The 15000-nt window shown below is 54.3% G+C and carries 14 protein-coding genes and 1 tRNA gene; 4 read left to right on the forward strand and 11 right to left on the reverse strand.

The annotated features are described in order from the left end of the window. The first annotated feature begins 93 nt into the window (after window positions 1-93). Window positions 94-645, forward strand: a complete 552-nt coding sequence (gene smrB, locus AC0TOY_RS12980) for an endonuclease SmrB (RefSeq protein ID WP_407820690.1) — start codon at window positions 94-96, stop codon at window positions 643-645. Between the two features lie 46 nt (window positions 646-691). On the opposite strand, the gene sixA is transcribed toward smrB, so the two are convergent. The 4 genes from sixA to AC0TOY_RS13000 all read right to left on the reverse strand — a co-directional run bounded on the left by sixA (window position 692) and on the right by AC0TOY_RS13000 (window position 5406). Next, entirely contained in the window at window positions 692-1177 is a 486-nt protein-coding gene (gene sixA / locus AC0TOY_RS12985; RefSeq protein ID WP_024907662.1) for a phosphohistidine phosphatase SixA, read from the reverse strand. 209 nt (window positions 1178-1386) lie between these two features. Next, window positions 1387-3534, reverse strand: a complete 2148-nt coding sequence (gene fadJ, locus AC0TOY_RS12990; RefSeq protein ID WP_473721926.1) for a fatty acid oxidation complex subunit alpha FadJ — start codon at window positions 3532-3534, stop codon at window positions 1387-1389. Next, the gene (gene fadI, locus AC0TOY_RS12995; RefSeq protein ID WP_473721927.1) at window positions 3534-4844 is read right to left on the reverse strand and encodes an acetyl-CoA C-acyltransferase FadI; all 1311 of its coding nucleotides are present in this window, start codon (window positions 4842-4844) and stop codon (window positions 3534-3536) included. The genes fadJ and fadI overlap by 1 nt, the downstream gene beginning before the upstream one ends. Before the next feature lie 277 nt (window positions 4845-5121). Continuing rightward, on the reverse strand, window positions 5122-5406 hold the full coding sequence (locus AC0TOY_RS13000) for a YfcZ/YiiS family protein (RefSeq protein ID WP_024907659.1): 285 nt from the start codon (window positions 5404-5406) through the stop codon (window positions 5122-5124). Between the two features lie 372 nt (window positions 5407-5778). On the opposite strand from AC0TOY_RS13000, the gene fadL reads away from it, so the two are divergent. Beyond that, entirely contained in the window at window positions 5779-7062 is a 1284-nt protein-coding gene (gene fadL / locus AC0TOY_RS13005; RefSeq protein WP_024907658.1) for a long-chain fatty acid transporter FadL, read from the forward strand. 44 nt (window positions 7063-7106) lie between these two features. Here the strand turns inward: fadL and mlaA are convergent, their stop codons facing one another. After that, complete coding sequence (gene mlaA / locus AC0TOY_RS13010) at window positions 7107-7859, reverse strand: phospholipid-binding lipoprotein MlaA (RefSeq protein WP_024907657.1); 753 nt, start codon at window positions 7857-7859, stop codon at window positions 7107-7109. Window positions 7860-8175: 316 nt separating this feature from the next. Here mlaA and AC0TOY_RS13015 point away from each other — a divergent pair, with 316 nt between their 5' ends. Together AC0TOY_RS13015 and AC0TOY_RS13020 are read left to right on the forward strand one after the other, a co-directional pair. Continuing rightward, entirely contained in the window at window positions 8176-9105 is a 930-nt protein-coding gene (locus AC0TOY_RS13015; protein WP_024907656.1) for a formate/nitrite transporter family protein, read from the forward strand. A gap of 75 nt (window positions 9106-9180) precedes the next feature. Next, window positions 9181-9252, forward strand: a tRNA-Arg gene (locus AC0TOY_RS13020). 49 nt (window positions 9253-9301) lie between these two features. On the opposite strand, the gene AC0TOY_RS13025 is transcribed toward AC0TOY_RS13020, so the two are convergent. The 6 genes from AC0TOY_RS13025 to tssF form a co-directional block, all read right to left on the reverse strand. Then, complete coding sequence (locus AC0TOY_RS13025; protein WP_061714704.1) at window positions 9302-10633, reverse strand: VasL domain-containing protein; 1332 nt, start codon at window positions 10631-10633, stop codon at window positions 9302-9304. Between the two features lie 91 nt (window positions 10634-10724). Beyond that, window positions 10725-11195 (reverse strand): hypothetical protein, encoded by a 471-nt coding sequence (locus tag AC0TOY_RS13030; protein WP_473721928.1) that lies wholly within the window; start codon window positions 11193-11195, stop codon window positions 10725-10727. 14 nt (window positions 11196-11209) lie between these two features. Beyond that, window positions 11210-11662: a type VI secretion system baseplate subunit TssE gene (gene tssE, locus AC0TOY_RS13035; protein WP_024907653.1), complete on the reverse strand. Its 453-nt coding sequence runs from the start codon at window positions 11660-11662 to the stop codon at window positions 11210-11212. Then, window positions 11655-12191: a type VI secretion system lipoprotein TssJ gene (gene tssJ / locus AC0TOY_RS13040; protein WP_473721929.1), complete on the reverse strand. Its 537-nt coding sequence runs from the start codon at window positions 12189-12191 to the stop codon at window positions 11655-11657. Before tssJ ends, tssE begins: the two co-directional genes overlap by 8 nt. Next, window positions 12172-13275, reverse strand: coding sequence for a type VI secretion system baseplate subunit TssG (tssG, locus tag AC0TOY_RS13045; protein WP_473721930.1), 1104 nt, complete (start codon window positions 13273-13275; stop codon window positions 12172-12174). The genes tssJ and tssG overlap by 20 nt, the downstream gene beginning before the upstream one ends. After that, on the reverse strand, window positions 13230-14993 hold the full coding sequence (gene tssF, locus AC0TOY_RS13050; RefSeq protein ID WP_061714702.1) for a type VI secretion system baseplate subunit TssF: 1764 nt from the start codon (window positions 14991-14993) through the stop codon (window positions 13230-13232). Before tssF ends, tssG begins: the two co-directional genes overlap by 46 nt. Between the last annotated feature and the right edge of the window lie 7 nt (window positions 14994-15000).

The raw sequence follows: 15000 nt of genomic DNA on the forward strand, positions 1-15000 counted from the left end.
GACGGCGATAAATCAGCAATGACGCGTCTCGCTTGAGGTTAAAAAATGCGTTTAGTCGGGTACACTGTCGGAAATACGAGATGAGAATGACGAATGAAAAAGAAAACATCGCTCAGCGAGGAGGATCAGGCGCTCTTCCGGCAGCTAATGACCGGGACGCGTAAAATCACGCAGGACACGATTGTCCATCGCCCGCAGCGTAAAAAAATCAGCGAAGTACCGGTCAAACGTCTGCTGCAGGAGCAGGCGGATAACAGCCACTATTTTTCAGATGAATTTCAGCCGCTGCTCAATACTCAGGGTGCGGTGAAATATGTACGCGAAGACATCAGCCATTTTGAGCTGAAAAAGTTACGTCGCGGAGATTATTCGCCGGAGCTGTTTCTCGATCTGCACGGTTTAACGCAGATGCAGGCGAAACAGGAACTGGGGGCATTGATTGCAGCCTGTCGTCGTGAACATGTTTTCTGCGCCTGCGTGATGCATGGCCACGGTAAACATATCCTCAAGCAGCAGACGCCGCTGTGGCTGGCTCAGCATCCACACGTGATGGCGTTTCATCAGGCACCAAAAGAGTACGGCGGAGATGCCGCATTGCTGGTGTTGATTGAAGTGGAAGAGTGGCAGCCGCCAGAGTTGCCCTGACAGAATGGCGGGAAGCACATTGCACCCCGCCATATCGCACGTCACGTCAGATGGCTTTTGCCATCTTCAGGTTGCACGGACTCATTTGCCAGTTGAAGACACCTTTGCCCGTTTCGTCGAGAGAAACATTGGCAATGGCGGATGTCGTGAACATCGGCGGGGTCTCGCCAGGGCACAGCTCAGATACCAGATAGCCAACCAGTGGCAGGTGGGAAATGACCAGCGCGGAAGCGACACCTTCATTGCACAGCGCCTGAAGATAGGCGCTGACAAGGCCGACATCACCACACGGGGTGAGTTCAGGGAGAACATCCACACTGGATGGCAGGTTCATACACTCCCCTACCACGTCCAGCGTCTGTTCTGCACGCAGGAACGGACTCACCAGAACGCGTTCGATGTCCACTTTTTGACCGTTAAGCCAGTTCGCCATCAGACGAGATTCGTCGCAGCCACAGACGGTCAAAGGACGTACTGAGTCACTGGCGGCATCGAGTGCCGCGTCGCCGTGACGCATGATAAAAACTTGCATATTGCACCGCTTTTGTTAACCAGAATCACCGGCGTTAACTACCCGCGATAAATGCTGCGAGGTAGAAAACCCGATGGTCGGGCATTGTGCCTGATCCATTCGGTGAATGAAACGCTGTTTTTTACCTCAATGGCGTAAGTATAGTCAATCTCTGTTTACAAAATCGCCAGAACAGGTTCATTCACTTCAGGATTTACCCTTCTTTGACCTCAGCTTACGAGGACAGTTTCCCTTGCAGGCCAAAATGTCTGGCCCCGTTCCGCCATCTGCAATAATTCGTCACACGGTGTAAACCGTGGACCATATTGCGAAGCCAGACGTTGCAGGATAGCAACCACTTCACCCGCGCCGAGCGTATCCATGTAACGGAACGGGCCGCCAAGGAACGGCGGGAAACCAATGCCAAATACCGCGCCGATGTCGCCATCGCGCGCGCTCTTGATAACCTGTTCACCAAAGCAGCGCGCCGCTTCATTGAGCATCATCATCACGCAGCGTTCAGCGCACTGAACGGCGGACAGTTTTCCCTGACCGGTGGTCGAAATAAGCCCATAAACCGAAGGGTCGACCTGTTTCTTGCTTTTACGCCCTTTCGCGCCGTAAAGATAGAAACCGCGTTCATTTTTTCTGCCTTTGCGATCGTCCTTCAAAATTGCAGAAACAATGTTTGCAGGCGGGCTAAAACGATCGCCATAAGCCGCCTCCAGTACAGGTATAATTTTAGTGCCGGTGTCTATTCCCACCTCATCCAAAAGTTGGATTGGGCCAACGGGGAAACCAAACTTTACCAGCGCCTCGTCAACGTGCTCGATCTTCTCACCTTCCGTCAGCAGCCGCATGGCTTCATTAATGTAGGGCGCCAGAATGCGGTTGACGTAGAAGCCGGCTTTGTCTGCGACCACGATCGGCGTTTTACCCTGCTTCTTCGCAAGCTTGACTACCGTGGCGATGGTTTGCGGACTGGTGGTTGCGTGTGGAATAACTTCCACCAGCGGCATTTTTTCCACCGGACTAAAGAAGTGCAGCCCGATCACCTGCTCCGGACGCGTGGCTTTCGCCGCGATATCGCCAATCGGTAATGACGACGTATTGGAGGCAAAAATGGTATGCGCGGCGCAATGCTGTTCAACGTCTGCCACCATCTGCTGCTTAAGCGCAAGATCCTCAAACACGGCTTCAATCACCAGATCGCGGTGCGCAAAACCGCTGTAATCCGTTGTGCCGGAGATCATCGCCAGGGTTTTATCACGCTCGCTTGCCTTGATATGGCGGCGCTTGACCTTTTGATCAAGGTTCTGCCAGCTGTACTGCAGCGCGTGGTTGATCCCCTTAGGATTAATGTCTTTGATGCGTACAGGCAATTTGCCTTTGCTGGCGGTAACAAAAGCGATACCGCCGCCCATGAGTCCTCCACCCAGTACGCCAATGGCACGCAGCGGCGCAGGCGATGCCTCGCTGCCCGGGTCTTTTTTCACGTCCGTGCTGGCGAAGAAGATGCTGCGCAGCGCCTGTGACTGCGGCGTCATCGCCAGTTCGCCAAAGGCTTTGGCCTCCGCGGCATAGCCGCTACTGCTGCCCTGCGACAGCCCGGTTTCGATCACGTCCAGGATCCGCTTTGCCGCCGGATAATTGCCTTTGGTCTTTTGTTCGGTCTTTTTGCCCACCATGTTGAACAGGAGCGTTCTGCCCAGCGGGCCGGCCAGCACGCGCTCGCGTACCGGTAGAGGACGTCTTGCCTGACGCCCTTTCAGCGCAAGCTCAACGGCGGCCTCCAGCAAAATGGACTGCGGCACGACGTCATCGACCAGACCGGCCTTCAGCGCCTGACGAGCTCGCAGCTGTTTACCGGTTAAGATCATCTCCAGCGCCGTGCTGACGCCCACCAGGCGCGGCAGTCGTTGCGTTCCGCCGGAGCCAGGCAGCAAGCCCAGCTGCACTTCCGGCAGACCCAGAATGGTTTTCGGATCGTCGGTACATATACGGCTGTGGCACACCAGCGCAAGCTCCAGCCCGCCGCCCAGACAGGCACCGTGGATCGCGGCGATAACCGGGATCGGCAGGCCGTTTATCTCCGCCATGACCTGCTGGCCCTGACGCGCCAGCTCTTCGGCTTCCAGCGCGCTTTGCGCCCGGGCGATCATGTTGATATCCGCCCCGGCTATAAAGTTGTCGGGTTTGGCAGAGATAAACACCAGGCCGCGAATGGCTTTGTTCTCGCGGATCTGCTTTAGCATCGCGCGCACCTGAACGCCAAATTCGGCCTTCAGGGTATTCATCTTTTCATCCGGCACATCAATAGTGATAACGGCCACGTTATCGAGGCGAACCGTCAGATTAAATGCAGATGGCATATCCATTATTCAGCCTCCAGAACCATTGCTGCGCCAAGGCCGCCCGCCGCACAGGCGGTAACAAGGCCAAACCCGCCGCCACGGCGACGGAGTTCATGTAATGTTTGCGTGATCATTCGCGCGCCGGTGGCGGCAAACGGATGACCATAGGCGATAGAGCCGCCCAGCACGTTGAATTTGCTCTGATCCACTTCACCTGTAGCATGGGCGCGGCCCAGCACATCGCGTGCGAAACGCTCGCTTGCCAGCAGCTGGACGTTGGCCAGGGTTTGCGCGGCAAATGCTTCGTGCATATCAATCAGGGTTAAATCGGCCAGCGTTAGCCCCGCACGCTCCAGCGCCAGCGGCGTGGACCACGCCGGACCTAACAGCATGTCCTGCCAGACATCAATGGCGGTGAAGGCATAGCTGCGTAAATAGCCCAGGGGAGTAATGCCCAGCTCCTTCGCACGGGATTCGGTCATCAGGAGCACGGCGGCGGCCCCGTCCGTCAGCGGCGTACTGTTCGCCGCCGTCACCGTGCCGTGCTTGCGGTCAAACGCCGGGCGCAGTTTGGCGTAATCTGCCAGCGTCGAGGTGCCGCGAATATTGTTATCTTCCGCGATCGGTTCCCGGTAGGGGGGAATATAGGCAGTCATGACCTCGTCGGTCAGCTTGCCTTCCGACCAGGCTTTTGCCGCAAGCTGATGCGAGCGATGCGCCAGCGCATCCTGCTGTTCACGGGTGATGCCGTAGGTTTTCGCCATCTGCTCGGCGGTATCGCCCATGCGCAGACCGGTGGAATATTCCGCTACGGCAGGTGGCACGGGCATCAGATCGCGCAGACGTAAACGCGAGAAGAGTTTGAGTTTCTGACCCGTCGTACGGGCTTTGTTAGCATCGACCAGGATACGCGCCAGCTTTTTACTGACCCCAATCGGCAGTACCGAAGAGGAGTCCGCCCCGCCCGCAATCCCGGCGCGGATAGTCCCCGCCATCAGGCTTTCGGCGACGTTCGCCACGGCCTGGAAACTGGTCGCACAGGCGCGACTGACGCTGTAGGCATCGGTGTGCACATTCATCCCGGTACCAAGGACGATTTCCCGCGCAATGTTGGGGGCTTCAGGCATCTGCACGACCTGGCCGAAAACCAGCTGTTCGATGACCTCAGGCGGAATTTCGCTGCGAGCCAGCATCTCCCCCACTACCATTTTCCCCAGGTCGACGGCCGGTATGCCATGAAACGCCGTTGCCTGACGCGCAAATGGCGTGCGCAATCCACTGACTATGGCAATGCGATCGCCCTGACGGGTAATAAGCGGTAATGCCTGACTCATAACACTCCCCTGTAAAAAATTTTTGCAAACTCAAAGTGGTCTGACCTGATAATAGTCTTAACCATTTTTTTACATTCAGCCAATCGGGGAAACGAAAAAGTGCGAGCTAAAACACAGAGAAGAAAAAGAAAATGCCCCTGCATGGCAGGGGCATTTGTGCGGTATGTTGCCGGGTGCGCAAGGTAAAAGCAAAACGGTAACCCGTAGGTTACCGTTTTTAATGTTTGCGCCCTCTCCCGTGGGAGAGGGCCGGGGTGAGGGCATCAGGCCGCAGAAATTAACGCAGGCCTAACTGGAAAATCAGCGTTTCTGCTTCGCAGGCGAAAACAAAGTCGATGTCCAGCTTCACGCCGCCTTCCACTTCGGTAAAGGTAGACTTGATTTCACAAGGATCGGATTCAACGTCACGCGCACGCTTGCTCAGCGCAGTCAGGGTCTCTTCCGCTTCGGCACGGTTGGTGAATACGCGGCTGTAAGAGGCGGTGCAATCGGTGTTGTCCATGATGGTCCCAACATCCATACAGCAGCAAACCGGGGTTTCATCAGCACTGCATTTACTCATAGCTCAATTTCCTCTGTATTCGCGCAGCGCGCGAGATAAACACGATGCTGCTATTTTACGCCCCGGCGCGGGCTCTCTCCAGCCGTTAATGGCGCAAAATCGGATAAGTGACCAATATCACACTAAAAAATGATCTAAAACAAAAACCACCCTTTTGGGTGAGTCTCGATGGTCACAATTTTGCCAACCAGATCTCGTTTCACGAAACATGTTTGAAAATATTAATAAACAAACTTGCAACATTCCGGCTGGTCAGACCTATACTCTGGCCACTGGTCTGATTTGTCTGTCATACCTCAGACCCTACACTTCGCGCTCCTGTTACGGTATGTAACAATTATTGAATAAAAATAACTCAATGAGGTTATGGTCATGAGCCAGAAAACCCTGTTCAACAAGACTGCGCTGGCAGTCGCAGTGGCACTCGTCTCCACTTCCGCATGGTCAGCGGGCTTTCAGTTAAACGAATTTTCTTCCTCTGGCCTTGGCCGCGCATATTCCGGGGAAGGCGCTATTGCTGATGATGCAGGTAACGCGAGTCGTAACCCTGCATTGATCATGATGTTTGATCGTCCGACCTTCTCTGCCGGTGCGGTTTATATCGATCCTGATGTAAACATTTCCGGTAAGTCGCCTTATACGGGTGCGAGTCTTAAAGCGGACAATATTGCCCCAACAGCATGGATCCCTAACCTGCACTTCGTTGCGCCTATCAATGAACAGTTTGGCTGGGGTGCATCCGTAACGTCTAACTACGGCCTTGCTACTGAGTTCAATAACAACTACCCGGCAGGTGAATACGGCGGTAAAACAGACCTTACCACGCTGAACCTCAACCTGAGCGGTGCGTATCGCCTGAACGATAACTGGAGTTTTGGCCTGGGCTTTGATGCCGTCTACGCCGATGCCAAAATCGAACGTTATTCCGGGGAACAGACTGCTCGCCTGCCAAAAAACAGCAATAAAATTGCCAGCCTTGAAGGTGATGAGTGGGGCTATGGCTGGAACGCCGGTATCCTGTACGAACTGGATAAAAACAACCGCTGGGGTCTGACCTATCGTTCCGAAGTGAAAATTGACTTCGACGGCGATTACAAGAGCGGCATCCTGAAGCCTGTGAACAACCTGGTTCCCGGTGCAGGTACCACCATTCCTTGGGGAACGTCAAACCAGACCGTTCCAGGTTCACTGTCGCTGCATTTGCCAGAAATGTGGGAAGTGTCCGGTTACAACCGCGTTGCACCACAATGGGCTATTCACTATAGCCTGGCCTATACCAGCTGGAGCCAGTTCCAGGAGCTGAAAGCGACCGGAACCAATGGTCAAACGCTGTTCTATAAGGACGAAAGCTTCCACGACGCCTATCGTATTGCGCTGGGTACCACCTACTACTACGATAAAAACTGGACTTTCCGCTCCGGTATTGCATTTGACGACAGCCCGGTTCCGGCAGACAAGCGTTCCATTTCGATTCCGGATCAGGACCGCTTCTGGTTAAGTGCAGGCGCGACATATGCGTTCAACGAGAATGCATCCATCGATGCGGGCGTTTCTTATATGCACGGTCAGAAAGTGACGTTCCAGGAAGGCCCTTACGAGTTTACCTCTGAAGGTAAAGCCTGGCTGTTCGGTACGAACTTCAACTACGCGTTCTAATCGTACTGGAATCAAAAAAGGTGAGCATTGCTCACCTTTTTTATTTACTGTGAATCGATATCTTTTAGTTCGTTTTCGATAGCCTTCGCGTTTGGATTCTCTTCCGGCTTCAGCTTACCGCCGTTGGCGATAAAGTCATGATTCTGGAAGTACGCTTCACGCACCATAATGTACGGGTCAGAAGACTGGCGCAGCAGACCATCAGAGTCGAGCAGTTGCGCACGGGTTTCAATCCCTTCCACCGTCCATTTACCCACAGAAAGCGGCCAGGTCAGCCACGACAGAACCGGATATAGCGTATCGACCATATCGCCGCCGTCATCACGCACGGTGAAGCTGCCATAGAACGGCAGATGAACGTAAGGGCCGTAACCAACGCCATAATGCCCCAGCGTACTACCAAAACGGTGCGGCTGTTCACGCTGCAGTTTCGGGTTCGCCATACCTGCGACATCAATAAAGCCGCCCATCCCCAGAATGGAGTTCAGGAAGAAGCGGGTAAAGTGCACCATCCCCTGATACGGATCGCCCTGCAGGAAATAGTTCACCATTACCGCAGGCTCTTCGAGGTTGCTGGTAAAGTTACTTAATCCGTTACGCGCGGGCTGTGGAACATAATCGCGCCATGCTACTGCCACCGGGCGAACCACATACGGGTCCAGCACGTTGTAGTTGAAGCTATACATTGAGCGGTTAAATCCTTCGAGAGGATCGGAGCGTCCCGTTTGCTCACCGGAGCTGGCGCAGCCCACAAGCATCGTCGCGCCCAGCGCAAGCGCCGACAGCCGAAGTTTCATAAATATCTCCCTGTTCAGTATGGCTATCGTTGATTGCCATCCGTAACGGAGCCGTTGACGCTCCGTCTGTAAACGTGCAAGCGATTGTAACAGCACGTTTACCGATGTCTATGAGCACAATTACGGGCAGTAACCACCGTGACTCTGATCTCAGCATAGCCTGGCTTTTGGAATTCGTTTCGCTGGCAATTTTATAATGTCTTTTGAAAGAGATGTATCACCTTTGTTGCCATTGCCGCCAATTTAAGAGCATCCCCACAGGCATTCCGATAAAAGCCGCTACGCTTAACAAAAAGATCAACCTCCGGGAGCAAATATGAAAGACGTGGGCGAAGAAAAAATTGGCGAGAACAGTGAGGAACTTGAAATTGAAAGCGAGGAGAAAGCGCGCGGCGAGAAGATAGAAATTGATGAAGATCGCCTCCCCTCCCGCGCGATGGCCATCCACGAACATATACGTCAGGATGGTGAAAAGGAGATGGAGCGCGACGCGATGGCCCTCTTCTGGTCAGCCATCGCTGCCGGGCTCTCAATGGGCGCATCTCTGCTTGCGAAAGGGATATTTCATGTGCAGCTGGAGGGTGTACCCGGCGGATTTTTACTCGAGAATCTCGGCTATACCTTCGGCTTTATTATTGTCATCATGGCCCGCCAGCAGCTGTTTACCGAAAACACGGTGACCGCCGTTCTGCCTGTAATGCAAAACCCCACCCTCGGCAATTTCGGTTTATTAATGCGTCTGTGGAGCGTCGTTCTGCTGGGTAATATCATCGGCACGGGCATCGCGGCCTGGGCGTTTGAACACATGCCGATCTTTGATGAACCCACCCGGGACGCGTTTGTGAAAATTGGCATGGATGTGATGAAAAACACCCCGGTGGAGATGTTCTCGAATGCCATCATCTCCGGCTGGATCATCGCCACAATGGTCTGGATGTTTCCTTCAGCGGGGAGCGCCAAAATTGTGGTGATCATACTGATGACCTGGCTGATTGCGCTCGCGGACACCACGCATATCGTGGTCGGTACCGTTGAAATACTGTATCTGGTCTTCAACGGTACGCTTCACTGGAGCGATTTTTTCTGGCCGTTCGCCCTTCCGACGCTGGCAGGAAACATCTGCGGCGGAACGTTTATCTTCGCGCTGTTAAGCCATGCTCAAATCCGTAACGACATGTCGAACAAACGCAAAGCTGAGCTTAAGGCACGGGAAAATGATGATAAATCGACAAAAAAATTGTCCTGAATGGTGACTCTTTGAGCAGTCAGGCGGCGATGCGCTTAACGCACAGTGTAAATAAGGCTATACTCGTGCCGCCTCGTCCCCTTAGTTAAATGGATATAACGAGCCCCTCCTAAGGGCTAGTTGCAGGTTCGATTCCTGCAGGGGACACTTTGACTTCCACGCGTTGTTGAACAAATTCGCCTGTCCACCGCAGAATTCACTGCGAAGAAGAATCCCGTTTTATTTGAGCGTAACGCGTTGCCAGCTGTTTAAGACGCAACTCCAGCTGGGTCTTTTCGGCTTCAGGAAGCACACCTCCTGTTGGATGCTGTGACAGGCGTCTGAGTTGTTCTTCAGCCGGTATTGTTTGGTTAAATGACTGTATAGTCGAAAAAACCACCGATTTAAGCTCACTCACCGTGATGTATTTTCCTTTTTGTTCATCCAGACTACTCAGCCGGTGGCTCAGTTGCTGAAGCTTCATCATTCCCTGATACCAGCTGTTCATGGCCTCAGCAGGCAACGCCGCCGCGTTAAATTTTTGCTGCCACTGTACGGCGAGCGGCTTTGCTTCCTCCGGCCGCAATGCCTGGAGTTGCGCTAACAGCTGAAGGCTGTAGGAAATATTCCAGTCAGGAGGCAATTTATCCAGTCGGGCAAGCTGCTGCTGCGTTTCTGTGATAAACGTGGACGGGAAAGTGCCTCGCTGTGCTAACGCGTCTTGCTGAGCAGGTGTAAGCGCTTCAGGTAACGGTGCCAGCGAGGCAATAGCCTGAGCCGTTAAGGGATCGGGTCTGGACAGAAAGCCCCCTCCCCACGCCACGGCGACGCTGACCACCAGCATAGAACACATCCCGGCGACAAAGGGTTTCCATGGTCTGACAGCCCCATGCGCTGTCGCACGATCCTCTGCATTGGGCTGATTTTCCGGCTGCACAACATAAACCCATTTCACTTCGTCAACCGGCTCTGCCCTTTCCTGAGGTAATTCGCAACCGGGCATCATGCGTGCATTCAGATCGGATGCGTCATTACTGCTTTCCAGCCGTTCAGCATTCGAACGTATCATTGTTCGTAACGTATCGAACTGGCTTAGGTGTTTCAGTTCAAGGCGCTGGAGCACCGCACTCAGCCGGGTAAGCAACGCTTCAGCACGATAAAGCTCACTAAGATGGCTATTGTTGAGTGGAAGCATACGCATGCGCTGCTGCAGGCGCTGGCTCAGGCCGCTAAGAATTTCCAGACGAGTATGTAGCGTCTTCGGCCAGAAAACGTCCCACTGATGGCTAATCAGGGCCTCCAGAATCGCCAGCCCTTCGTTCAGGCCAGCCAATCCAGACAGGTGAGTCCGGGCAAGGGTGAACCAGGCCGCAGTCTGCAACTCCACACCGTTTTGTTCAAACAGAGAGAGGCAGCGTTTTTCGACATATTGCCAGTTCACATCCGGGCGAGCAGGATGCGTCAGCTTGCTGAGCTCATCGCGGAGGGCGGCGTAATCTGGCAGCGTGCGCGGGTCACCGCCGGTTTTTAACGTTATATGTGTGGTCATCCTGGAGGGCCTGCATATCCGTGTGGTTAATTTCGTCAGTTGATGTGAGGGGCTATTTTGCGTTTAAAAGTGCAATGACTCAGAAATATCCCTATGGCAGCAGCGCTAAAATCAGACCGAAAAATACACCTTCATCAAATAGTTGTCCGGACCGGGATGAGGTATCAGGGGGAGTAAAGATCCAGCCATTTGCGTTCCCCACCCTCATGAACAGGCGTCCTTGAGAAATCACCTTGTCCCCGGAATAGAAAGTCACCTCGACACAACCGGCGACGCCCTGTCCATACAGAAAGATCGGCATAAATTTGACCGCCCGGCTGTCATAGCGCAAAACGATACCGGAAATCTCAAAAACCCCGCCCTCCACCAGCAGATCCGGAACGGATACGGTCAGTGGCTCCACTTTCAGTCCCGTATCCGTCAGCCACGCGTCCATTTGATCCTGAAGCTGGGCCATTCGCTGGCGAAACTCTGCAATATCAGCCTGACTCTTGCTGATGGCAGGAACAGGTGCAGGTTGGCGTGCCTGCAACTTCTTCAGGAACTGTAATTTTACAGACATGATGTTATCGGACCTTATATACGAAGAGTGGCGTCGAGATACTGCTGTTGTCTGAGATGCCTTAACAGGACCCGTCCTTCGGGCATAAATTCAGTCCCGTAGCGCACCAGGCCAATCCCTTTAAGTTCAGCATCAATGGCATAGCGCAGTTCACCGGGGACGTTCTGTTCCAGCAGGACAACGGTTATTTTTTTCAGGCGTGGTTCGTATTTGAACAGGACGGCAGACAATGTGCCCATCAGCTCATGAGCCGTTCCCGGCATGCCCTGCAGGATTTTGGTCATATCCGGCAGGCCGTAGTCAGGCAGATGCGCCAGCGTGCCGGCACGACAGTTGAGGATACGCTGCATGTTATCCAGTACCGAGAGGATGACCTGGTTCTGCTCGCTGACCTGATGCAGGTCGAGGCCGCCGGTGAAGTTGCCATAAAGTGTTTCATACAGTGAAGGACGGGATGACTCACTCATCTTTCAGCGCCTGCAGAGTCAGTCGATTGCTGCCCGCGTCAATCACCCGGGCCTTCTCCGGATCAAGCTCATCGCGGCTCAATACTACACGCCAGGTGTTGTTCTCCAGGTCAGGTGACATAAACATCCCGGCCACTGCCACGTACTGCGCATCTTTTTCCATTGGCATATCAACCGTTACCGCCCCCCCCGGCTGCAGCCTTATATCTTTCTCCGCCACGAGGTCTGCCTTGACGGCCTGGCTGTCGTCTTTAAACAATGACGGGTAGTCCATGCTGTCAAAGGTTTTGCGGTCTTTAAGCTGATAAATACGCACCACCGTCGACAGAGCGACACCTCCAGCATTGCTGTTCACGGCTTCACGGGCACGAATATCGAGATGCAGGATCTTCACCTGCTTATAAAAAATCGATTTAGTCACGGCGACAGTGCCGTCCGTAACACTCTGAGTAAGTCCACAGCCAGCCAGCATCAGCGTAATGCCTACAGCCAGCGTAACCAGAGGAAATTTACCAGCGGTAATCGCCATCTTCATCAGTCTCCTTGCGGTGAATGTTTTCCTGTACGCGCTCGTAGCGGCCAAGATTGATGGTTATTGTTTTTGGGTGTGATGTTGTCTTAGCCGCATTCAGCGGTCGCATCACGGCAGTGCGGCCCAGTTGCACTGCACCCGCTTTGGGTTGAGTGCTCATTGTCGCGTCCGGCAGCAGTCTACGGTCGACACACAGCTGCAGGTGGACATCCAGGCGAGAGCCAAGATAGACGTGCAATAGCGCCATCAGATCCGTGTAAAGCACCCCGCCGGGCAACCAACCCGGTACTTCCACAGGGTCTGTGGTGGTCAGACGCATCAGTACCTGGCTGTTCACATCGGTGGCATAACTGCCCATCACCGGGCGATGCGTCAGTGTGACAGGCTGGCTAATGCTCATTCTCAAAGGTTTCTTCAGCGGTACCCGACGCCTGTCGTGGTGCCAGATTTTCGCCTGCGTATTAGGCGCCAGAAGACGTACCAGTGAAGCCATGCCTTCCGCAGTACGTCCTGGCAACAACATCACCGGCAGCAGCGCCAGAAAGCGTGAGGCAGGCGCCGCTATACTTTCTGTGCAGCCGTCAATCCCAAGCCCAGCCAAACCCAGCAGATACTGTGAAGTTTTGTCCTTACCGCCTTCTTCAAACGTTGCCGGATACGAATATTTACGCCAGATACGGTAGTACTGAGCAATCAGCCGGTGGTTGAAGATATCGAGGAAGTCCGCGTTAGCTTCGTACCCTTCCCGTCGCTGAGCGATGTCATCGATATAGTGCGTCGGCAGCGGAGACTCCACGCCGTAGAGCCCCATAAAGGTGGTACGGATTGTGGGTGGAAGGTGCGGATGTTCCGGTAGCTCTGCTCCTTTGATTTCAGAGGCTGGGAACCCCATCCCCGCATGGGGTCGGAAACGAACCGGCTCATGTCGCACCTGCCAGGTGCTGCCGGTGACCGGTTTATCCGGCTGGCTCTGCTCCAGTAGCTGACAGAAACGGTAAAAATTCATGTACGGCAGCCGGTCGCCCAGTTGCGCTATCAGCCTGGCAGACGCGGACTGTGATTCTCTTTCCACCGGATGCATTTTCCTTCTGGCTGAACAATGAGGGTAAGCTGGTTGAACTGGTTCATATCGGCATACAGCGCAAAGAATCGGTTGAGCATTTCACCGAACAGGTGAATATCACCCTCACCGGTGAAGCCGTTGCTGTCGAGGGTTACCTCAATATCCAGCCCCCGCAGCAGGTAGCCCTGTTCAAAGCGTTGAAGGCGATGGTGCTTTACATGCTGAATCGCCTCCAGACGCCGGGTGTTCATTTCATCTTCCTGCCAGTTATACAGGGCAAGCGTGCCGCGCAGCACTTCGGCGGTACTCATCATGTTCAGGAAACCGGATCCCAGGTGGCTCAGAACCCGCCAGTGAAAGCGGTCTTCAGAAGGCGGATAGACTGGCAGCGTTGGTTTGCAGAGGTTACGTACTGAAAGTTGCGTACTCACCACCTGCTCACAGCGGTCAAGCAGTGTGCTCTGTAATGCCCGGCGTGGTAACTGACCGTTGGTGCCGGTGATTTGCAGCGACACGGCCTCACGCTCAAACAGGCGGTCATCTTCCCACTGGTGCCCGCCAAGGATAAGCCAGGTGTCATAGAGCCCGGTCACGCTGCGCTTAACGCGGGTGTGGTAATAACGGGGGGGAGCATAACGGCGCATCATCCCGCCCTTGTGCCTGAAGCTGCTAAACGGAACATACTCCGCGTCATTGGTGCGGTTTGAGCCAGTGACTGAATCCACCGAATAAATCTCGGTATGTCCGTCCTGCAGACGTTTTGGACGCAGCAGGTATTCGTTTTCAAGCCCGGTGATGGTGAGCGGGTCAGCCTCCAGCGTAAACAGGTTAATCACCGGCACGCAGTGGAGGCGAACCGCATCATCAGTGACCGGTAGGTCAGATGACCATGGCGTACTGAACACCACTTCAACATCAAAATACTCAGCCCCCGCTGGCGGCGTGATGCCCTCAAGGCCGTTAAGGTGGACAAACATAAACTTGTCGCGGAAGGTGAAATACTCCAGCAGAAGCTGGTAGCCGCTGAACGCGGTATCGCCTTTCGGCCACAGGCAGTCTTCGTCACGAAAGCCGCCCGGTGAGAAATATCCGTCAAGCCGGATACGGTCAGTTTGACCAGGCAGGCGCATATAGAGTGCGGCCTGCCGTTTGGTCAGCATAAGGTGTAGCTGGCTGCTGACCGGTGCATCCGCCCCTAGATAGAGGCTCAGGTCACTGAGGTCCGCATGGGACCAGTCCGCCTGTGTGCTGCAGGCAAAGCGCATTCGCAGTAACGAGCGCCCGTCCGGCTCAGTGGTCATGGTCACCCGAGAGATATTCAGCGGGTTGAGCATCACATCGCGGGTTGTGCGGTAACGGCAGACCGTATTTTTCGGCCCCACCGGGCGGGAGTACACTTCCAGCCCCGCGGGCATCACCTCTGCCATCTTAACGGTCTGAAGCGCAGGCGTGAACGCGACCACCGAGAGTGACGGAATGGTCCGCAGGTAATGTGGCCAGAGCATACTGACCAGTCCTTCAGTCAGCTCCGGCAGGTCGTCGTCAATCTTTTCGCGCAGCCGCCCCATAGAGAAAGCAAAGCCTTCAAACAGGCGCTCTACATACGGATCGGGTGTGCCGGCTTTATCCAGGTCCAGCATGGCTGCCCGGTCCGGATGGGTCTGGGCAAATTCTTTAGCCGCTTCACGGAGGTAGCGCATTTCCGCGTCGTAATAACGCAGAGTCAAATCTTCCATTTTTTTC

It is taken from the genome of Enterobacter sp. PL_is379 (assembly GCF_055817355.1).